The following is a 21,091-nucleotide window of genomic DNA, read 5'->3' on the forward strand; positions in this document are numbered from 1 at the left end:
CGGTACAATTGGTCAAGGCCGAAATCGGGCTAGGTTTTCCCCGCCAGCCCCTTCAGCCGGTAGAGCGCTTCCAGCGCCTCGCGCGGCGTCATCTCGTCTGGATTGATCTCACCCAGCGCTGCGCCCAATGCGTCGCTCTCCGCAGGCTTTGCCGCTTCCCGCTTCATTGCCACCGAAAACAGCGGCAGATCGTCGACCAGTCGGTTGGCCTTGCCGGAGACATCGCCTTCCTCGAGCTGATGCAGCACCTCTTTGGCGCGGCCGACCACCGCTTCCGGCAGACCGGCAAGGCGAGCGACCTGAACGCCATAGGAGCGATCGGCGGCACCCTTGCCGACCTCGTGCAGGAAGACGACGTCGCCTTCCCACTCCTTGACCCGCATCGTGACATTGTGCAGTCGCGGCAGCTTGCCGGAGAGTGCCGTCATTTCGTGGAAATGAGTGGCGAAGATCGCCCGGCAGCGGTTCTTCTCGTGCAGATACTCGACCGCCGCCCAGGCGATCGACAGGCCATCGAAGGTGGCGGTGCCGCGGCCGATTTCGTCGAGGATCACCAGCGCCCGCTCACCGGCCTGGTTGAGGATCGCGGCCGTCTCTACCATCTCGACCATAAAGGTGGAGCGGCCACGCGCCAGATCGTCCGAGGCGCCGACGCGCGAGAACAGCCTGTCGACGACGCCGATATGGGCCGATGTCGCCGGCACGAAGGAGCCGGTCTGGGCAAGGATGGCGATCAGTGCGTTTTGCCGCAGGAAGGTCGACTTACCGCCCATATTCGGACCGGTGAGCAGCCAGATGGCGCCGGCCTTGGCACCGTCTTGCGGCGACAGATCGCAATCATTGGCGACGAACGGCCCTTCGCCCGAACGGCGAAGCGCCTGTTCGACCACCGGATGGCGTCCGCCCGAGATGTCGAAGGCGAGGCTGGAATCGACCAGCGGCCGGCACCAGGCTTCGCTCTCCGACAACAGCGCGAGCGCCGCCGACACGTCGAGTACGGCGAGCGCATCGGCGCCGGCGCGGATCTTCTGCGCCTCGCCGACCGCCTCAGCCGTCAGCGTATCGAAAGCGGCAAGCTCGATGCTCAGCGCCCGGTCAGCGGCATTGGCGATTTTGGTCTCGAGTTCGGCAAGTTCCGTCGTGGTGAAACGCATGGCATTGGCCATGGTCTGGCGGTGGATGAAGCGTGCCTTGGCGCCATCGCTGCCGGTCATGATCGAATGATGGTTGGCGGTCACCTCGATGTAATAGCCCAGCACATTGTTGTGGCGGATCTTCAGCGAGCGGATGCCAGTCTCCTCGATCAGCGAGCGCTCCAGCCCGGCGATCACCTTGCGAGACTCATCGCGCAGCGCCCGCATCTCGTCGAGCTCGGCATGGTAGCCGCCGCGCACGAAGCCGCCGTCGCGCCTCAGCAGCGGCAGTTCCTCGCCAAGAGCCTGGGTCAGATGCCCGGCCAGCGCGCGCGGCAGCGCCTTTATCGCGGCAAGTGCCGCTGTCAGCTCCGCGGGCAGGACGGCCGTTCCGAACAGTTCGGCAATGGTGGCCGCCGCTTCGAAGCCGGCACGCAGCGCGCCGAGATCGCGCGGGCCGCCGCGGTTGAGCGCCAGCCGCGACAGCGCCCGCGGCATGTCGGCGACGCTCTTCAGGCCTGACCGCACCGCCTGGCAAAGCTGCGTCTCCGCACGGAAGAACGACACAGAATCGAGCCTGGCGCCGATCGCCGCCGGGTCAGTCAGCGGCGCCATCAGCCGGTCGGCGAGCAGCCTGGCGCCGCCGCCGGTGACCGTGCGGTCTATAGCCTTGAACAGCGAGCCGTCGCGGCTGCCCGACAGCGTGCGCAACAGTTCCAGATTGCCGCGTGTCGCAGGATCGATGAACAGCGTCGAGCCCTGCTCCTCGCGTTCGGGACGCGACAAAGGCGGCCGCTCGGCCTTCTGCGTCTTTTCGACATAGGCGATGGCGCCCGAGATCGCCGACAATTCGGCGCGCGAGAAGGCGCCGAAACTGTCCGGCGTCGCCACTTCGAAGAAACGCGCGATCCGCCCCGCTGCCGAAGCCGAATCGAAAAGCGACGGCGGCTGCGGGCTGGCAACGCGGCCAATGACGTCGAACACCGGCTTCAACTCGGGATCGTAAAACACCGGCTCGGCGACGATCAGCTCGCGCGGGTCGACGCGGAAGACATCGGCCAGCAGGCGGTCGGTCGTGGTTTCGGCGACGCGGAAGACGCCGGTCGAGATCTCGATCCAGGCCAGGGCGAAGGCGTCACCGCTGTTGCCGCCCTTCACCCGCCCTAGCGCCATCAGGAAGCTCGATTCCGACGGCGCCAGCAATTTATCCTCGGTGATGGTGCCTGGCGTCACCAGGCGCACCACGTCACGGCGTACGACCGATTTGCCGCCGCGCTTCCTGGCTTCCGCCGGGTCCTCGATCTGCTCGCAGACGGCAACGCGAAAACCTTGGCCGATCAGCTTTTGCAGATAGTCGTCGGCCGCATGCACCGGCACGCCGCACATCGGAATGTCGTTACCCTGGTGCTTGCCGCGCTTGGTCAGGACGATGCCCAGCGCCTTGCTCGCCTTTTCGGCGTCGTCGAAGAACAGCTCGTAAAAATCGCCCATGCGGTAGAACAGCAGAGAATCCGGGTTCGCCGCCTTGATCTCGATATATTGCTCCATCATCGGCGTGACGCTGCCGACGGGCGCAGGCGGTGTCACCTCGGGGGCGTCGGTTTCTGCTGAAGTGTGCATGTTCATGCCCGCACGCTAGCAGATGTGGGTGCGGGGTTTAATGCCGGCGGCCCGAAAAGCAGGGGACGACCGGCCTCGACGGCGGCTTGTGCTCCCTCTACGCCGGGTGAAGCCGTTGGTTGCTTCGGGCGCCAACCAGACCCTATGATCGCCATGGCGGGGATAAGCGGCATGGATCAGGACAAACAGGAGGCGTTCGAAGAGCTGGTCGGTCCGGCTGGATCGGCGCTTGAGCGCCTGCTGCTGTTGGCGGCGCGGCGCGTCCACCGCACCAAAGGCAAGCTCAGGGGGACACTGCGCAAGCGCGTCCCCTTCCTCCTGCCGACACGCGGGCCGCTGTCCGATGTCGATGGCGGCATCGACATGTCGCTGCATGTGCTCAGCCGCGACCCGCTGGTGCTCTATGTCCCGATTGGCGGGTCGCGGCCGCTCTATCCGCTGGCAGCGCTCGGCCGGCGCCTGGCGGCGCGCCGCGTCACCTTCCTGACGATGCAGACCTGGACCATGGAGCGGCCGGCTGTCATCGCCCGGATGGGCCGCGATCTCGCCTGGTATGCCGGCCGGTTTCCGCTGCACGAAATCATCTTCCTGTGCAACACCGAGGAAGAGCGCCGTCTCATCGCAGCTGCGGGCGGCAATGCCATCTTCTCCAACCACAATCTGATGGTGTCGGAGGATATATTCCGGCCACTGCCGGACGTGCCGGTCGAATTCGACGCGGTCTACAATGGCCGCATCTCGCCGATCAAACGCCATCACCTGGCCTTCGACATAGAGCGGCTGGCCCACATCACCTATTCGATCGGCGAATTGCCGCCGGTTGCCGCCCGCGCCTTTGTTCGGCGACTGCAGGCGCGTTCGCCGCTCCACCAGATCGCCAATCCGCTCGTCGACGGCTGGCCGGGCAAGCTGACGGCGCAACAGGTCAACCACGTCTACAACCAGGCCGCCGTCGGGCTGTGCCTGTCGGCCGTGGAAGGAGCGATGTACTCCTCGATGGAATATCTGATGGCCGGCCTGCCGATCGTCAGTACGCCGAGCCTTGGCGGTCGCGACGTCTATTTCGATCCGGATTATTGCATCGTCGCCGATCCGGAACCGGCTGCCATTCGCCGCGCCGTCGAGACGCTGCGAGATCGTGCCATACCGCGTCAGCACATCCGCCGCCGCACGCTGGAGAAGGTTCACGCCCAGCGCATCGAACTCATGGCGTTCCTGACTGCATTGCTGCGGCGCAAGGGAAGCCGTGCGCCACCCATCGAGACGTGGCCTTTCCCCGGCACAGACGGCATGATGCGTCGGGGAACGGTGCGCGAAATCGCTGCCTTCGTCAGCGAGCCAGAGCCGACGTGACGCCGTTCGACCTTGGGGGATTTCGCTGCGGGCGTGAAGATCGCTTGGCGGTTTACAGCGGTGGCGTGTAGCCTTAATTCGGAAGTTTCAAAAACACGCACCCGTCTCAAGGGGGCGACACCGGCGAGGAATTCAAAAGCATCATGGCCAAGAAAACCGAAAATAGCGGCCCCTCCGTCAGCGCCGAGGAGGCGCTGGAATTCCACGCCATGGGCCGCCCCGGCAAGCTGGAGATCGTCGCCACCAAGCCGATGGCGACGCAGCGCGATCTGAGCCTCGCCTATTCGCCGGGTGTCGCGGTTCCTGTGCTGGCCATCGCCGAAGACCCCAGCCGCGCCTTCGACTACACGACGCGCGGCAACATGGTCGCCGTCATCTCCAACGGCACCGCCATTCTCGGCCTCGGCAATCTCGGCGCGTTGGCCTCCAAGCCGGTGATGGAAGGCAAGGCGGTGCTGTTCAAGCGCTTCGCCGATGTCGATTCCATCGATCTCGAGGTCGACACCGAGGATGCCGACGAATTCATCAATTGCGTGCGCTTTCTCGGCCCGTCCTTCGGCGGCATCAACCTGGAAGACATCAAGGCGCCGGAATGCTTCATCATCGAGCAGCGCCTGCGTGAATTGATGGACATCCCGGTCTTCCATGACGACCAGCACGGCACCGCCATCATCTCGGCCGCCGGGCTGATCAACGCGCTGGAGATCACCGGCCGCGACATGAAGACCACGAAAATGGTCTGCAACGGCGCCGGCGCCGCCGGCATCGCCTGCATCGAACTGATGAAGGCGATGGGCTTTGCCCCCGAGAACATCATCCTGTGCGACACCAAGGGCGTCGTCTACCAGGGCCGCACCGAAGGCATGAACCAGTGGAAGTCGGCGCATGCGGTCAAGACCGACACGCGCAGCCTGGCCGAGGCGCTGGACGGCGCCGACGTCTTCCTCGGCCTGTCGGCCAAGGGCGCATTGACCACCAAGATGGTGCAGTCGATGGCCAAGAACCCGATCATCTTCGCCATGGCCAATCCCGACCCGGAGATCACGCCGGAGGAAGTGGCCGAAATCCGCACCGACGCCATCATGGCCACCGGGCGTTCGGACTACCCCAACCAGGTCAACAATGTGCTGGGCTTCCCCTACATCTTCCGCGGTGCGCTGGATGTCAGGGCCACCACCATCAATGACGACATGAAGATCGCCGCAGCGAGAGCGCTGGCCGACCTGGCGCGCAAGGACGTGCCCGATGATGTCGCCGCCGCCTATCAGGGCAACCGGCCGAAATTCGGCCCCAACTACATCATCCCGGTGCCGTTCGATCCGCGCCTGATCTCGGCCATCCCGCTCGCTGTGGCCAAGGCGGCGATGGAGTCAGGCGTCGCCCGCAAGCCGATCCTCGACCTCGACCGCTACGCGCAGGAACTGTCGGCCCGCCGCGACCCGATCGCCTCGACCTTGCAGCGCATCTACGACCGCGTCCGCCGCCAGCCCAAGCGCATCGTCTTTGCCGAGGGCGAGGAAGAACAGGTGATGCGCGCCGCCGTCTCCTATGTGAACCAGAAGCTCGGCACCGCGATCCTGCTCGGCCGCGACGATGTCATCAAGGAAAACGCCAGGCACGCCGGCATCGACCTCAACAAGCAAGGCATCGAGATCATCAATGCCAGGCTGTCGCGCCGCAACGGCATCTATACCGATTATCTCTACGAGCGCATGCAGCGCAAAGGCTTCCTGTTCCGCGACTGCCAGCGGCTGATCAACAACGACCGCAACCATTTCGCCGCCTGCATGGTGGCGCTGGGCGATGCCGACGGCATCGTCACCGGCGTCACCCGCAACTATTCCACGGCGCTCGACGATATCCGCCGCGTCATCGACGCCAAGCCCGGCCACCGCGTCATCGGCGTCTCCATCGTGCTCGCGCGGGGCAAGACAGTCCTCGTCGCCGACACCGCCGTGCACGACATGCCCAATGCCGAGCAGATCGCCGATATCGCCGAGGAGGCCGCGGGCTTCGCCCGCCGCATGGGCTACGAGCCGAGGCTCGCCATGCTTGCCTATTCGACCTTCGGCCACCCGCAGGGCGAACGTTCCGAGCGCGTGCAGGAAGCGGTGCGCATCCTCGACAAGCGCCGCGTCGATTTCGAATATGACGGCGAGATGGCCGCCGACGTGGCGCTCAACGCCCGCGCCATGGCCCAGTACCCGTTCATCCGGCTGACCGGCCCTGCCAATGTGCTGATCATGCCGGCGTTCCACTCGGCCTCGATCTCGACCAAGATGCTGCAGGAACTCGGCGGCTCCACCGTCATCGGCCCGCTGCTGGTCGGCTTGAACAAACCGGTCCAGATCGTCTCGCTCAACGCCAAGGATTCGGACATCGTCAACATGGCTGCGATCGCGGCCTATAGCGCGGGAGCCTGATTCGCGGCAAAATCGCCAACCCATAAGAGATTGATAATATTCGGCTGCTATAGGGAACGTTCTCGCCCCCTATGGCCTTATGGCATTGGCGGCGCGCTCAGACCGCCAAAACGGGGGTGCGGCCATGAAGCATGACACGGCATCTGTGGTCGGCCACGGGGTCTACCACGACGAGCGGCTGGACGCGCTGCTCAGCATCACCGGCCGCATGGACGGTTATCTCTACCGTTGCCGCAACGATGCGTCCTACACCATGCTCTACATCAGCGACGGCATTTTCACCGTCAGCGGTTATCGGCCGAGCGACTTCATTCAAAATGCCGTGCGCGACTATGTCTCGGCCATCCACCCGGATGATCTCGCTGCCGTCTATGCCGCCGTCGATACCGCGCTCGAGGCGCGCTGCAACTGGAACGTCGACTACCGCATCGTGCCGCAGGTCGGCGAGCCGCTCTGGGTCCGCGAGATCGGCGGCGGCGTCTGGGACGAGGCCGGCGAACTGGAATTCCTGGAAGGTTTCGTCGTCGACATCAGCGACCGCAAGGTCGTCGAGGATCTCAACGCCGAGCTGCTGCTCGAACTCAAGGCCGCCAATGAGGAACTCTCCGTACAAAAGCGCGAGATCGAGCTGGCCAAGCAGCACAGCGACCACTCGGCCAACCACGATGCATTGACCGGCCTGCCCAACCGGCGCGCCTTTCACAACGAGCTGAGGTCGGTGATCGACCGCTGCGACAGCACCGGCCAGGCGGCCGGCCTGCTGTTCATCGACCTCGATAGGTTCAAGAAGGTCAACGACACGCTCGGCCACGAGGCCGGCGACGCGCTGCTGCAGGAGGTGGCGGGTCAGCTTCGCACCATCCTGCGCAGCGCTGATTTCGTGGCGCGGCTCGGTGGAGACGAGTTCGCATTCCTGTTTTCAGGAGAGGCTAGCCGGGCCCGACAGAAGGCCGTGGGCGTCGCCGAACGTATCCTGGAAAAGCTGCGGATCAAGGTGCCGACGCCGAATGGTGCCATCCATGTTGGTTGCACCGTTGGCGTCGCCATCTACCCGGCGGAAGCGTCCGATTCGGAGGCGCTGATAACGCTCGCCGACCGACTGATGTACATCGGCAAAAAGAGCGGCCGCAACCGGCTGGTCACCGCCGGGGCTTTGGAACCCGGGCCTACGTCCGACGGCCTTCGCCGCACCGCCTGAGCGGAGCGCCGGACAGCCTGAACCGGCGGGCACCCTCATCTGGCTGGGCGCTGCGCGCCGAAAGATGGCCCTACAGCAACCCCGCCAGTTGGGCCGCGCTGCGCAAATTCTGCCGCGGCCTTGGCCCAAGCTGCTGGATCACCAGCCCGGCGGCTAGCGAGCCGAGATCGCCGCAATCCTTCAGGCTGCGCCCGCTCGTATAGCCATAGAGGAAACCGGCGGCGTAGAGGTCGCCGGCGCCAGTGGTGTCGACCAGTTCGCGGATCGTCGTCGCCTGGATGGTGACGGTCTCGTCGCCGCGCACGATCACCGAGCCTTTTTCGGAGCGGGTGACGGCGGCAATCTTGCAGTCCTTGCGGATAGCCGCCAGCGCCTCGTCGAAGGATTTTGTCTGGTAGAGCGACTTGATCTCGTGGCTGTTGGCAAAGACGATGTCGACAGTGCCCGAGCGCATCAGCTCGAGGAACTCGTCCCGGTAGCGGTCGACGCAGAACGAATCCGACAACGTCATCGACACTTCGCGCCCGGCCTCGTGTGCGAGCTTCGCCGTCTGCCGGATCGCCTCCTTGGCGCGCGGCGGATCCCACAGATAGCCCTCGAAATAGGTAACCTTGGCGCCGGATGCCTTGTCGGCCTCGACGTCTTCCGGGCCGAGTTCGACGCAGGCGCCGAGATAGGTATTCATCGAACGCTCGCCATCGGGGGTGACGAATATCATCGAGCGCGCCGTCGGCGGCTGTCCCTCAAGCGGCCTGGTGTCGAAGGCAACGCCCTGGGCATGGATGTCATGGGCGTAGATTTCGCCGAGCGGATCGTTCGACACCTTGCCGAAGAAGGCGGCGCGGCCGCCGAAGCTGGCGACGCCCGCCGCCGTGTTGCCGGCGCTGCCGCCCGAGGCCTCGATCGCCGGCCCCATGCGGCTGTAGAGCAGCTCGGCGCGCTTGGTGTCGATGAGGTTCATCGCACCCTTGATGATGCCGTTGGTCTCGAGAAAAGCGTCGTCGCACTGGGCGATGATGTCGACAATGGCATTGCCGATGCAAAGCACGTCAAAATCCGGCATCAATGTCTCCGCCTCGGAACCTGCCGGCTTTCTGCCGCGCCCGGGCGGGTCTACAGCATCACCCCGAAAAATGGCAACCGATTTCCATCCTTTGCCGGCCCAAGCCGGCGCGCGCGCCTGGGACGAGGCTCCATCACAGTTCGACCGTGGCCGAAGCATCTGACCGCCGGGTCGCCTACAAGCTTGGCCTCAAATCAAGCGCTGGAAGCACCCGCATGCAAGCAAAGACCGACATGACCACCGAACTGGCGCTGCTTGGCGTGCTGGCCGCCCTGTGGGGCGCGTCCTATACCTTCATCAAGATCGGTGTCGAGACGATCCCGCCGATATCCTTCATCGCTGCCCGCACCTTGATTGCCGGCGCCATCCTGCTCGCGCTGATCCGCTGGCGCGGCCTCGCCATGCCCAAGGACAGCGCGACCTTGTGGCGGTTCATGGTCCAGGCCTGCCTCAACAGCGTCGTGCCATTCACGCTGATCGCCGCCGCCGAGCGCTCCATCGACGCCGGCCTCGCCACCATTCTCAACGCGACCTCGCCGATCTTCACCTTCCTGCTGACCGCGCTCATCACCCGCCACGAAACCGTAACCGCGCGCAAGCTGTTCGGCGTCGGTGCCGGCATCGCCGGTATTTGCCTGATCGTCGGCACCCAGGCGCTTGGCGGGCTCGGCCATCAATTGTGGGCGCAGCTTGCCGTCGTTGCCGCCACGGTCTGCTATGCCGGCGCCGCCATCTTTGGCCGCGGCTTTAGGGGACTCGACCCGATGCTGCCGGCCGCCGGCTCGATGCTGTGCGGCGCAGTCATCCTCGTCCCCTTGAGCCTGGCCTTCGACCGCCCGTGGACGCTGTCGCCTTCAATGGCGTCGATACTGGCCTTGTTGGCATTGTCGGTGTTCTCCACGGCGCTGGCCTTCTGCATCTTTTTCCGCCTCATCCACACGCTTGGTTCGGTCGGCACGACGTCGCAGGCCTATCTGCGCGTGCCGATCGGCGTCGGCATCGGCGTCGTGTTCCTCGGCGAAAGCCTCGGGCCGACGGCGCTCTGGGGCATGGGCTGCGTCGTCGCCGGCGTTGCGGCGATGACCATCCCAGCCCGCTCCCGGGCGCTGGCGCGCTAGATAATGATGAGATTTGGTTGAAATCTCATCATGATCTAACCCTTTGTTGGAGCATGATTTTTCCAAAAACCGGTGCCCACTTTTTGGGATCATGCTCTAGTTCCCGTCCGGAATTGCGCCCGCTCCAGCAGGCTTGCGGCTGACAGGGTCTCCACCTATGTCGGAGATATCCTTTGTTCCTGGGGGTGGAAACGCCGTGATCTCCAACGCTGCCCGCGCCGCCTTCAGCCGGCTGTTTTCTCCCGAATTCCGCGCGGTTTTCCTGAAGACGCTAGGCTTGACAGTGCTGGCGCTGGTCGCCTTGTGGTTCGCTTTGACCGGGCTTGTCGATTGGCTGGCGCTGCCATGGGTTCACTCCTTGTTGCCCGGCCTGCCGTCATGGGCCGGATGGCTGGGCGGCATCGTCGCCGCAATCGCGCTTGCCTTCGGGATGGCGCTGCTGATCGCGCCGGTGACGGCAATCGTGGCGGGCCTGTTTCTCGACGACATCGCCGAAGTGGTCGAGCGCACCGACTATCCCGCCGATCCGGTCGGACGCGCCATGCCGGCGCTGCGCTCGCTGGTGCTGTCGGTAAAATTCTTCGGCGTCGTCATCCTGGGCAACATCGTTGCCCTGCTGCTTCTGCTGGTGCCGGGCATCAACATCGCCGCCTTCTTCATCGTCAACGGCTATCTGCTGGGACGTGAATTCTTCGAATTCGCCGCCATGCGCTTCCGCCCGGAAGATGAGGCGAGGGCGTTGCGCCGGAAACATGCCGGCACCGTGTTTCTGGCCGGGCTGCTCATTGCCGCCTTACTCGCCGTGCCGCTGCTCAACCTGCTGACGCCGCTCTTCGCTGCCGCGATGATGGTGCATCTGCACAAGGCGGTCGGCGCGCGGGAGAGCGCCAGGCGATAGGCCTATCAACGCAGAAGAAAACCGCGTCCCAATTCGTCATCCGGCTCGACGGTGAATTCTGCCCGGCCCGAATAGTAGGCGCGGCCGCCGACGCGGGCGATGATCGCATCATGCGGGCCGGCCATGGTCGTGCGCGCCACCGCGCCGGAAAAGCGCGAGCCGGCGATGCTTTCGAAGGACCGCTCCTGACCAAGGTTGATCTCGCCCTTGGCATGCATTGCCGCCAGCCGCGCGGTGACGCCGGAGCCCGTCGGCGAGCGGTCGACCTCGGCATCGGCAAAGACGCAGATGTTTTTCGTTGCCTCGCCGGAGAATGCATGTCCATCGGTGAGGATGGTGCCGTAGAGGAAAGCGAGATCGGCATGGTCGGGATGCGATAGAGGGAACGCCGCCTTCAGCCGTTCGGTCAGCGCGGTTGCCGCGTCGACGAAATCGCGCACCCGGCTGCGGCCGAACTCCAGGCCGAATTGATGGCAGTCGGCCAGCGCGTAGAAGGCGCCGCCATAGGCGATGTCGAACGCAATCTTGCCGTATCCCGCCAATTCGATTTGTTGGTCATGGGCAAACAGAAAGGCCGGCACGCTTTCGAACGACACCGCGCCGGCCTTGCCGTCCCTGACCTCGACCGAGGCGACGACCATGCCGCACGGCGCCTCGATGTTGACGGTGGTGGTTGGCTCCTGCTTGACCACTAGCCCTTCGTCGACGGCGTAGCGGCCGAGCGCGATGATGGCATGGCCGCACATCGTCGAATAGCCCTCATTGTGCATGAACAGCACGGCGAGGTCGGCGCCGGGCAGGTCGGGCTCCACCAGCAGCGCGCCATACATGTCGTAGTGGCCGCGCGGCTCGAAGATCAGCAGCTTGCGCAAATGGTCGAGGTGGTCGCGCACATAGGCGCGCTTTTCCAGGATCGTGCCTTTGGGAATGTCTGGATAGCCGCCGGTGACGATCCTGAGCGGCTCGCCGCCGGTGTGCATGTCGACGACGGTGAGCGTCATGCGCCGGGACCCCTAGCCTGAGGATTTGGAAAACAGCGCCTGCAATTTGCCGAACGGCATGGCGGCGCGGGTGAAGCCGAACGTGCCGTCCTGCTGGATCTCTCGCGCCGCAGTTTCCAGCATGCCGAAGGCGAAATTGGTCAGCCACGGCCCAAGCGAGATGCGCTTGACCCCGGCCATGGCGAGGTCGGCGATGGTGAAGGCCGACAGTGCCATGACGTTGACCGGCCTGCTCACCGCCGAGCAGACTTTCTGGATGGTCTCGACATCTTTGAGGCCGGGCGCATAGAGCACATCGGCGCCGGCCTTTTCGAAGGCCTGCAGCCGCTTGATCGTGTCGTCGAGATCCGGTTTGCCCCAAAGGAAATTCAGGCCCGTGCGGTGAAGACGAAATCATGCTTGAGCGCCCGTGCGGCTTCAGCAGCAGCTGCAACGCGCTCGACGGCGTGTGAAAACTCATAGATGGGCTTGTCGGGATCGCCGGTATGGTCCTCGATCGAGCAGCCGGCGAGACCTGCCGCTTCGGCCGCAAAAACCGTCTCGGCGGCACTCGTCGCGCTGTCGCCCTTGCCTTTCTCGAGATCGGCCGACACCGGCAGGCTGGTTGCCGCCGTCAGCTCGCGGCAATGGTGGATCATCGCCTCGAAGGTCACTGCGCCATCGGGCAGGCCGCGCGAGAAGGCAAAACCGGCGCTGGTCGTCGCCAGCGCCTTGAAGCCGAAGGAGGCCAGGAGCTTGGTCGTGCCGACATCCCAGGGGTTGGGCATGACGAAGGTCGAGGCGTGCAGGTCGCGAAAGATCTTGCCCTTGTCCATGAGTGCTCCCTTCAGATGCGGAATATCGGCAGATTCTATCGTGAAGAAATGCACCGGGCAAACGAATGCGGTTGGCTCAGAAGCGTTTGGCGTTCTCTCCTGCCAATCTATCCAGCGCGTCGGAATCCTTGACGTAGTGCAACGTCTTCTTGTCCCAATGATAGGCAACGGAAATTGCGTGGGCTTCAGGCTTGGGCGGCTGGCCGTCGCAGCTCTCGCCGTTGAGCACCGTGGCGTCGGTCACCGTCACTTTGACTGCGGCATAAGGCTGCCCGTCAGCGATCGTCTGGAAAGCAACGTCCTGCTTGCGGCTGTAGGCGCACAGGTTCTCATCGAAGGTCAAGATCATGTCGATCAATTGGAATTTGTCGTCGCGCACCATGATCAGCGGCGTGATCGCGTAGTTTTGGCTTGAATTGAAATGCGCGCTCATGGTGATCACGATGTCGTCGTTCGGCCCAACGGAAAGCTTGCCCGGTTCACGGAAATAGGTGCCGCGGTCGAGCGCGACATTGACGGCGTCGAGCAGCTTCGGCTTGTCTGTGATGTCGTAGAGCGCCAGCACGGCATAGCCTTCGGCGCTGTCGGGAGAGTCGCCGAGGTCGTAGAGCATCGCCAGCCGGTCCTTGCCCCCGGCCTTGATGGCGAGCACGCCGGCGTTGGAGAGGCCCGATGTCTCAGGCGGCGAACCGCCGCCATCCGGTCCCTCGATGTGGCGCATCTCGATCGGCAATCCACCCCGGTAGAAACCGTTGCTGTCACCTGCGAGGCCGGGAATGACCATCCTTGCGAGGTCCAGATAGGTCACATCCATGTGGCCGGGGATGGCGCTGCCGAATTCCGGGAAGCTGACGGCTTGCGCGCCGGCTGCGGTCCAAAGCCACGGCAGCAGCACAAGCGCTAGAGCAATTTCGGGAAAAGTGTGTGCGGTTTTCCGGCCGGAAATTGCAACAAAACAAAAAGATAGAGCGGTTCGCCGTTTCCATGAAACGGTGAAACGCTTTAGGATGGAGCGAAGCAGGTTCGTTGGCATGGGCGCCTCAGGCTGGCCGCGCGGAACCTAACACAGCTTCAGTGGATCGGCACCAGCCCGGCAAGTTCGCGCATGTCGTCGAACAGGACGCCGCCGGCGCTGGCCAGGCCATCGCGGTCGGAATAGGGATCGCCATGATAGGCATAGACACGCATGCCCGCGGCAATGCCGGCCTGCGTGCCGGCAACGCTGTCCTCGATGACGATGCAGTCGGCCGGCGCAAAACCCATGGTCTTTGCCGCATGCAGGAACAGGTCCGGGAACGGCTTGCCGCGGCTGACCATGGTCGAAGAGAACATGGCATGCTCGAACAGCGGCAGCAGCCCGGTCTGGCCGAGCGTGATGTGCATCTTCGAGATACGCGCGGAAGTGGCGACGCAATAGGGAATGCCGGCCGCGCGAACCGCCTCGATGAAGTCGCGCACATAGGGGATCGCCTCGACGCCATGCGCAAACAGATCGGGCAGGCCGGCATTCCAGCGATCGACGAAATCGGCGCCGAGCCGCACCGTGGTCGTCTCTTCGATTTCCTTCTGCACCGAAGCCATGCTGCGGCCGGAAAAATATTTGCGGCAATATTCGAATGTGGTGGGATAACCGGCGGCAACAAACCACTCGGCAAGCCGCCGGTTGGCAAGGTTCTCGGTGTCGACCAGGATTCCGTCGCAGTCGAAGATGACCAGTTTCGGTATGCTCATTCAGGCGGTGCCGGTCGATCCGAACCCGCCCGCGCCGCGCGTCGTGGCGCCGGCCAGCGAGCGCTCCTCAACCGTCACCTGCGTCACAGCGGCAAAGACGATCTGGGCAATGCGCATGCCGCGCGTCACCGCGAAATCCTCGTCGCCGAGGTTGACCAGCAGCACCTTAACCTCGCCGCGATAGTCGCTGTCGACCGTGCCTGGTGAATTGAGGACGGTCAGCCCATGCTTGAAGGCAAGGCCGGAGCGCGGCCGCACCTGGCCTTCCATTCCTTCGGGAATTTCCAGGATCAGACCGGTCGGCACCAAGGCGCGCTTGCCAGGCAGGATCAGCAGCGGCCGGTCTTCCGGCACCGCGGCGCGCAGATCCATGCCGGCGGCGCCGGTGCTTTCGTAAGCGGGAAGGGGAAGTCCATCGCCATGCGGCAACCTGACGAAGCCGACGGTTGGACCGATGACGGAGGAATTGTGGAGGGCTGCGCGCATAAAATCGATCCTATCGGCGCGAACGGCGATTCGGTCAACTCGTCCGCAGGCCTATCAACGGCTTTCTTTCAGGCGTGAGTGTGACCTAGCGCAATTCCATCGGAACGACGGTCGTCTCCTTGATCTCCTCCATGACGAAGGAGGCCGAAACGTCCGACAGCGCCACCTTGGCGATCAGCCGCTGATAGAGCCGGTCATAGGCCTTCATGTCAGCGACGCGGGCGCGCAGCACGTAGTCGAGATCGCCGGACATGCGATAGACCCCGGTGATCTCGGGAAAACCGGTCACCGCCGCACGGAACTTCTGCAGCCAGTCCGGGTCATGATTGGAGGTGCGGATCAGGATGAACACCGAAAGTCCGAGCCCGAGCTTGTCGGCATCGACCAGCGCCACCCGTCCGGTGATGACGCCGTCCTCTTCCAGCCGCTTGACCCGGCGCCAGCAGGCGTTGCGCGACAGCGACACTTTTTCGGAGAGCTGATCGACCGATAGTGTGCCGTCGCGTTGCAGCTCGGCCAGCAATCTTCGGTCGATTTCATCAAATTCAAGCGCCATGTGGGATGAATGTCCCGAACCACGGCGTTAGACAAGGACAAATTGAGACCGATGAACCTTTACCCCGTGGCAGGATACCCACATCGGGGCTTATCCCGGCAGGAGGGATCACCATGACGACGCTGTTTTCGAAGCTGTTCACCTCTCACCCGGCCAAGGTGGGCGAGACCTATTTCAGCCATATGGCCTTTGCCGCCTGGTTCTGCTCGCGCCTCCTGATGGCCGCTGGTGCGGCACTCGTTCACGCTTTCTTGCCGTTTCTCTTCGAAACTACGGCAAGCCGAATCGTTCGCGAACTCTACGAGCGGACGCACAACAGAGGCTCGCACGCGGTCAAGGAGCCCCAGGCTCTCTTGGATCGCGCCTAGGATTGGTTAGAAGCCATGTGCCGATGGGCGGCCTATCTGGGTGAAGCGGTCTTCCTCGAAGACGTCGTCACCGCACCTTGCCACTCGCTGATCGCCCAGAGCCATTGCGCCCAGGAAGCCAAGTCGCCGACCAATGGCGACGGTTTCGGCCTTGCCTGGTATGGCGACCGGCCCGAGCCCGGCCTCTACCGCGACATCCTGCCGGCCTGGTCGGATCCCAATCTGAAAAGCCTATGCCGGCAGATCAAATCCGGCCTGTTCCTCGCCCATGTCAGGGCGTCGACCGGCGGCGCCACCAGCCGCATGAACTGCCATCCCTTCATCTCCGGCAACTGGTCGTTCATGCACAACGGCCAGATCGGCGGCTTCGAAAAGATCCGCCGCGCGCTGGAGAACTCGCTCTGCGACGCCGTCTTCGACCAGCGCGAGGGCACCACCGATTCCGAATTGTTTTTCCTGCTGATGATCGACGAGGGTCTTGCTGGCGACCCGCAAGGGGCAGTATCGCGCGCCACCGCTCGGGTTCTGGAGGCGTCACGCCACGCCGGTCTCGAACCGGCCTTGAAACTCACTGCGGCCCTTTCGGATGGGCGCGCGCTCTATGCCGTGCGCTACGCAAGCGATGCCCACGCACCGACCCTGTACACGTCGCTCCGCAACGGCGGTCGTTGCATCGTGTCCGAACCCTTCGACCGCGAAGGCGGCGACTGGCAGGCGATCCCGCCGGCGAGTTTTGTCACGATCACTGGCGATGGGATGAGCATTCGGCCGTTCGTGCCGGCTGTGGCAAGGCTGGCACTGGTCGTCTAGGCCCTAGTCTAAGCCGCATTCCTTCGCGCCCCCCTCTGTCCTGCCGGACATCTCCCCCACGAGGGGGGAGATTGGAGGTCACGGCGGCCTTCGCCAATTTTCAACGCAGGAAAAGGGGCGCCGAAGCCAAAGCTGCCAATCTTCCCCCAAAGTGGGGGAGATGTCCGGCAGGACAGAGGGGGGCGCCGTAGAGCGCCAACCTCTACCGACCGGCAAGCGCAATTTTGATCAAGCGCCGATGATCTCCGAATGCTGAACTTGGTTTTAAACCGCGATACGTTTGGCAGCAGCCGGAGCAATCATGGACCTCGCCTTTTCCTCGACCATCGATCTCGCCGCCGCAATCGCGGCGCGAAAGATCTCCGCCGTCGAAGCTCTGGACGCCCATCTGACCCAAATCGACCGACACAGCGAGGCGGTCAACGCGGTCGTCAATCTCGATCGGGAAGGCGCCCGCGAGCGCGCGAAACAAGCCGACGCGGTGCAGGCGCGCGGCGATGCGCTCGGACCGCTGCATGGCGTGCCTTTCACGTTGAAGGACATGCACCAAACCGCTGATATGAAGACCACGGTTGGTTTCGCACCATTCGCCGACTATGTGGCAAAGGCAGACAGCCCGGTCGTCGCCCGATTGAAAGCCGCAGGCGGCATCCTGATTGGAAAGACCAATGTCGCGACGATGCTGGGCGACTGGCAATCGGACAATCCGCTGTTCGGTCGCACCAGCAATCCGTGGAACCGATCGCGCACGTCAGGCGGGTCCAGCGGTGGCGCAGCGGCAGCGGTGGCGACCGGCATGACGCCGTTCGATGTCGGCACCGACATGCAGGATTCGATCCGCCTGCCGTCGGCTTTTTGCGGCGTCTACGGGTTGAAACCGACCGAGCACCGCGTGTCCCTGGCCGGCGCCTTCCCCGATCCGAACGGCGCGGCGCGTAGCGTGCGGCTGATGTCCTGCCTCGGCCCGCTGGCGCGCAGCGTGGAGGATCTTGCGCTGATCTACAAAATCATCGCCGGCCCGGACGGAGCAGACACCGACCTCGCGCCGGTGCCCGTAGAGGCCATGCCCAGGCTCGACCTCAAGACATTGCGCATCGCCGTCGCGCCGTCCTTCCCCGGCTTTCCGGTGGCTGGTAAAATCGCTGCCGCGGTCGAAAGCCTGGCCAAGCGGTTGCAATCAGCAGGGGTGATTGTGGAAGAAGCGAACTTGCCTGAGATCGATCTGCATGACGATCTGGAGCAGGGCGGCGATCTGATCGGCATGATGCTGGAGGCAGCGCAGCCCGAACCGCCGGAGCAGCCAACGCCGATCACCAATTGGTTCGAGGCGCTCGCTCGCCGCGACCGCTCGATCCTGGCCTGGGACAGGTTCTTCGAAACCTGCGATGCCTTGCTGTGCCCGGTCGCCATGACCACGGCCTTCGCGCATTGTGAGCCCGGCACGCCGATCGAAGTCGACGGCAAGGAGCAAAGCTATTGGATGCTACCGGCCTATGGCGCGGTCTTCAATTATTCCGGCCATCCGGCACTCTCGCTGCCCTGCGGGCAAGACCGCGACGGCCTGCCCATCGGCCTGCAACTGGTCGGCAAGCGCTGGTCGGAATCGCGGCTGCTCGGCATCGCCAAGGCGATCGAAGCGCTGACCGGCGGCTTCAAGCGTCCGCCGGGCTACTGAGCAAACCGACCCAACCCATAAGGCGTCAGCAGCGGATCACGCTCGCCGTCGAGAATTTCGCGCGTGGCGAACAGCCCGACCGCCGGCGCCAGCGTGACGCCGGAATGCATGACGGCGACATAGAGGCCGTCGACGCCCTCGGCGCGGCCGATGATCGGAAAGCCGTCGATCGGCGTCGGCCGGTAGCCAACCGTGTGAAATTCGAATTCCAGCCCGTCGGCGCCGCGCAAGGCCGCCTTCATTGCTGCGAACAAATCGCGCGCCGTGGCGTCGGGGTTCTCACCTGGATCGCCGCCGGCGAAATCCGAGCCGGCAATGATGCGGCCCTCCGCCGTCTGGCGCATATGCAGCTTTTCGGCATGCACCAGCCCGTTGAGCAGCTTCTTGTATGGCCGCGAGTGGACGATCAGGCCGGGCGGGGTCTCGATAGGTAGCTTGATGCCGGCGGTAGCGGCAATATCGGGCGCCCCGACGCCGGCTGCGATCACCACCTCTTCGGCTGCCATCAGCCCATGCGATGTATCGACACCGGTAATCCTGCCATAGGTCTGGACAAGTGCGGTTACAGAACTGGAGAGAACGCGCGCACCTTGCCGTTCTGCGTCGGCCAGCAGCGCCTTGGCCGCTGCGACCGGTTCGGCCACGCCTTCTTCCGCGACATAGACAGCCAATTCCGGTGGCTCGACGAGACTGGGCTCGATTTGCGCTGCCCGCCCGGCGTCGACGCGTTCGATGCCGTAACCCCAGGAAGCGTGCTCAGCCGCGTAGGCTTCGAGCCTGCCTGCCGGCAGATCCCAGCACAGCCCGCCGCACCAGGCGAGCGGCAGGCCGGGCAGCTCGTTTGCCAGCCGCTTCCATTCGGCCATCGCACGGATGCGCAGCCGGAAATAGATTTCGGGATTGCCCCAGCTGGCGTTGATCCAGGCAAAGGAGTTTGGCGTGGCGACGCCGCCGGCACCACTATCGGAAATCACAGTCACCCGCGCCCCGGCCTTGGTCAGGTGCCAGGCGATGGACGCCCCGATAATGCCGGCGCCGATGACGATGACTTCTTTAGCGCTGCTCATACCGGACCTCTCAAATTGGGCTCCTCTGATGCCACCGCAGCGGGTTAAGCTCAAGGGCGGTCGAGGCCTGCCGGCCCGAAACGGTCGACAGGCTGGCAATGCGCTGCTAGAAGCCCGCGCCACAGACAGGATTCCAGAAATTGGCTGAAGACATCGAACAGGCGGTATCGCGCCGCCGCACTTTCGCGATCATCGCCCACCCCGACGCCGGCAAGACGACGCTCACCGAAAAGCTGCTGCTGTTCGGCGGCGCCATCCAGCTTGCCGGCGAGGTCAAGGCCAAGAAGGACCGCATCCAGACCCGGTCCGACTGGATGAAGATCGAGCGCGAGCGCGGCATTTCGGTCGTCACTTCGGTGATGACCTTCGAATACGAGGACAATGTCTTCAACCTGCTCGACACGCCAGGTCACGAGGATTTCGCCGACGACACCTATCGTACGCTCTCGGCGGTCGACTCGGCCGTCATGGTCATCGACGCCGCCAAGGGCATCGAGCCGCGCACGCTGAAACTGTTCGAAGTCTGCCGGCTGCGCGACATCCCGATCATCACCTTCATCAACAAGATGGACCGCGAAAGCCGCGACCCGTTCGAAATTCTCGACGAGATCGAGCAGAAGTTGGCGCTGGACACCGCCCCCATCACCTGGCCGATCGGCCGCGGCAAGACTTTTGCCGGCACCTACCACCTGGCGCTCAACGCTGTGCGCAGGGGCGATGCCGAGAAAGACCGCACGCCGGTCAACGGCCCCGACTCCAACCGCGTCGCCGGCCTGCTGCCGGAAAACGAGCGCGAAGCCTTCATCGAGGAGCTGGAACTCGCGCGCGAGGCCTGCCGACCTCTTGATATTGACGCGTTCCGTGAGGGCCATCTGACGCCGGTCTATTTCGGCTCGGCGCTGCGCAATTACGGCGTGCGCGACCTGATCGAGGCGCTCGGCGCCTTCGGCCCGCCGCCGCGTGCGCAGGACGCAGACACCCGCAAGGTCGAGGCGACGGAGGAGAAGATGACGTCCTTCGTGTTCAAGATCCAGGCCAATATGGACCCCAACCATCGCGACCGCATCGCCTTCGTGCGCGTCTGTTCGGGCAAGCTCGAGCGCGGCATGAAGGCCAAGCTGGTGCGCACCGGCAAGCCGATGAGCCTGTCGGCGCCGCAGTTCTTCTTTGCCCGCACCCGCGTCACCGCCGACGAAGCGTTTGCCGGCGATGTCGTCGGCATTCCCAACCACGGCACGCTGCGTATCGGCGATACGCTGACCGAAGGCGAGGAGATACTGTTCCGCGGCGTACCCAACTTCGCGCCGGAAATCCTGCGCCGTGTGCGCCTCGGCGACGCGATGAAGGCGAAAAAACTCAAGGAAGCGCTGCACCAGATGGCCGAGGAAGGCGTCGTGCAGCTGTTTTCGCCCGAGGATGGCTCACCTGCCATCGTCGGTGTCGTCGGCGCGTTGCAGCTCGACGTTTTGAAGGAGCGGCTGAATTTCGAATACACGCTGCCGGTCGAATTCGAAATGTCGCGCTTCTCGGTCTGCCGCTGGATCTCGGCCGACGACAAGGGCGAGACGCTTCGCTTCATCGAAGCGCATCGCGGCGACATCGCCCGCGACCTCGACAACGACCCTGTGTTTCTGGCCCAGCACGCCTTCTCGCTGAACTACGAAGCCGAACGCTGGAAGGCGATCCGCTTCGCAACCGTCAAAGACTACCAGGTCCGCGACAAGGCGGCGTAAGGCGCCCCTTTTCCTTCTGCCCGTTTACGCGGAGAGGGTGCCC

General features: G+C 64.2%; 17 protein-coding genes and 1 pseudogene. 9 read left to right on the forward strand and 9 right to left on the reverse strand.

The window, feature by feature from the left end:
• Window positions 1-29 precede the first annotated feature (29 nt).
• Complete coding sequence (gene mutS, locus ACYG9Z_RS17345) at window positions 30-2,759, reverse strand: DNA mismatch repair protein MutS (RefSeq protein ID WP_023752996.1); 2,730 nt, start codon at window positions 2,757-2,759, stop codon at window positions 30-32.
• Between the two features lie 165 nt (window positions 2,760-2,924).
• On the opposite strand from mutS, the gene ACYG9Z_RS17350 reads away from it, so the two are divergent.
• The 3 genes from ACYG9Z_RS17350 (at window position 2,925) to ACYG9Z_RS17360 (ending at window position 7,727) form a co-directional block, all read left to right on the forward strand.
• Window positions 2,925-4,106, forward strand: coding sequence for a glycosyltransferase family protein (locus ACYG9Z_RS17350; protein ID WP_032934763.1), 1,182 nt, complete (start codon window positions 2,925-2,927; stop codon window positions 4,104-4,106).
• A 143-nt stretch (window positions 4,107-4,249) separates the two neighbouring features.
• Window positions 4,250-6,529, forward strand: a complete 2,280-nt coding sequence (locus ACYG9Z_RS17355; protein WP_023685127.1) for an NADP-dependent malic enzyme — start codon at window positions 4,250-4,252, stop codon at window positions 6,527-6,529.
• A 124-nt stretch (window positions 6,530-6,653) separates the two neighbouring features.
• Entirely contained in the window at window positions 6,654-7,727 is a 1,074-nt protein-coding gene (locus tag ACYG9Z_RS17360; protein ID WP_023712860.1) for a sensor domain-containing diguanylate cyclase, read from the forward strand.
• 70 nt (window positions 7,728-7,797) lie between these two features.
• Here ACYG9Z_RS17360 and ACYG9Z_RS17365 read toward each other — a convergent pair whose 3' ends face one another.
• A complete protein-coding gene (locus ACYG9Z_RS17365) occupies window positions 7,798-8,790 on the reverse strand; it encodes an adenosine kinase (protein WP_023692653.1) in 993 nt (330 codons plus the stop codon).
• A gap of 215 nt (window positions 8,791-9,005) precedes the next feature.
• On the opposite strand from ACYG9Z_RS17365, the gene ACYG9Z_RS17370 reads away from it, so the two are divergent.
• Both ACYG9Z_RS17370 and ACYG9Z_RS17375 read left to right on the forward strand, forming a co-directional pair.
• On the forward strand, window positions 9,006-9,908 hold the full coding sequence (locus ACYG9Z_RS17370; protein ID WP_023715576.1) for a DMT family transporter: 903 nt from the start codon (window positions 9,006-9,008) through the stop codon (window positions 9,906-9,908).
• A gap of 196 nt (window positions 9,909-10,104) precedes the next feature.
• On the forward strand, window positions 10,105-10,806 hold the full coding sequence (locus tag ACYG9Z_RS17375; RefSeq protein ID WP_023685123.1) for a sulfate transporter family protein: 702 nt from the start codon (window positions 10,105-10,107) through the stop codon (window positions 10,804-10,806).
• Window positions 10,807-10,811: 5 nt separating this feature from the next.
• On the opposite strand, the gene ACYG9Z_RS17380 is transcribed toward ACYG9Z_RS17375, so the two are convergent.
• From ACYG9Z_RS17380 to ACYG9Z_RS17405, 6 genes and pseudogenes are all read right to left on the reverse strand, one after another.
• A complete protein-coding gene (locus ACYG9Z_RS17380) occupies window positions 10,812-11,807 on the reverse strand; it encodes a proline racemase family protein (RefSeq protein ID WP_023685122.1) in 996 nt (331 codons plus the stop codon).
• A gap of 12 nt (window positions 11,808-11,819) precedes the next feature.
• Window positions 11,820-12,622, reverse strand: a pseudogene (locus ACYG9Z_RS17385) (isocitrate lyase/PEP mutase family protein).
• A gap of 76 nt (window positions 12,623-12,698) precedes the next feature.
• Window positions 12,699-13,517: a hypothetical protein gene (locus ACYG9Z_RS17390; RefSeq protein ID WP_023685120.1), complete on the reverse strand. Its 819-nt coding sequence runs from the start codon at window positions 13,515-13,517 to the stop codon at window positions 12,699-12,701.
• Window positions 13,518-13,693: 176 nt separating this feature from the next.
• On the reverse strand, window positions 13,694-14,353 hold the full coding sequence (locus ACYG9Z_RS17395; RefSeq protein ID WP_023685119.1) for an HAD family hydrolase: 660 nt from the start codon (window positions 14,351-14,353) through the stop codon (window positions 13,694-13,696).
• Window positions 14,354-14,839 (reverse strand): dUTP diphosphatase, encoded by a 486-nt coding sequence (gene dut, locus ACYG9Z_RS17400; protein ID WP_023690041.1) that lies wholly within the window; start codon window positions 14,837-14,839, stop codon window positions 14,354-14,356. It lies immediately after the preceding gene.
• Window positions 14,840-14,924: 85 nt separating this feature from the next.
• Window positions 14,925-15,395: an Lrp/AsnC family transcriptional regulator gene (locus ACYG9Z_RS17405; RefSeq protein ID WP_023672880.1), complete on the reverse strand. Its 471-nt coding sequence runs from the start codon at window positions 15,393-15,395 to the stop codon at window positions 14,925-14,927.
• A gap of 113 nt (window positions 15,396-15,508) precedes the next feature.
• On the opposite strand from ACYG9Z_RS17405, the gene ACYG9Z_RS17410 reads away from it, so the two are divergent.
• The 3 genes from ACYG9Z_RS17410 to ACYG9Z_RS17420 all read left to right on the forward strand — a co-directional run bounded on the left by ACYG9Z_RS17410 (window position 15,509) and on the right by ACYG9Z_RS17420 (window position 18,248).
• Complete coding sequence (locus ACYG9Z_RS17410) at window positions 15,509-15,763, forward strand: DUF6356 family protein (protein WP_023685117.1); 255 nt, start codon at window positions 15,509-15,511, stop codon at window positions 15,761-15,763.
• A gap of 15 nt (window positions 15,764-15,778) precedes the next feature.
• Entirely contained in the window at window positions 15,779-16,573 is a 795-nt protein-coding gene (locus ACYG9Z_RS17415; protein ID WP_023752998.1) for a class II glutamine amidotransferase, read from the forward strand.
• Between the two features lie 301 nt (window positions 16,574-16,874).
• Entirely contained in the window at window positions 16,875-18,248 is a 1,374-nt protein-coding gene (locus ACYG9Z_RS17420; protein ID WP_023725823.1) for an amidase, read from the forward strand.
• Here ACYG9Z_RS17420 and ACYG9Z_RS17425 read toward each other — a convergent pair.
• The gene (locus ACYG9Z_RS17425) at window positions 18,242-19,315 is read right to left on the reverse strand and encodes an NAD(P)/FAD-dependent oxidoreductase (protein WP_023752999.1); all 1,074 of its coding nucleotides are present in this window, start codon (window positions 19,313-19,315) and stop codon (window positions 18,242-18,244) included. The genes ACYG9Z_RS17420 and ACYG9Z_RS17425 overlap by 7 nt on opposite strands.
• A gap of 140 nt (window positions 19,316-19,455) precedes the next feature.
• On the opposite strand from ACYG9Z_RS17425, the gene ACYG9Z_RS17430 reads away from it, so the two are divergent.
• Window positions 19,456-21,048 carry a peptide chain release factor 3 gene (locus ACYG9Z_RS17430; protein WP_023738134.1) on the forward strand — a complete coding sequence of 531 codons (1,593 nt, stop codon included), beginning with the start codon at window positions 19,456-19,458 and terminating at the stop codon, window positions 21,046-21,048.
• Window positions 21,049-21,091: the final 43 nt, after the last annotated feature.

It is taken from the genome of Mesorhizobium sp. RSR380A (assembly GCF_054719385.1).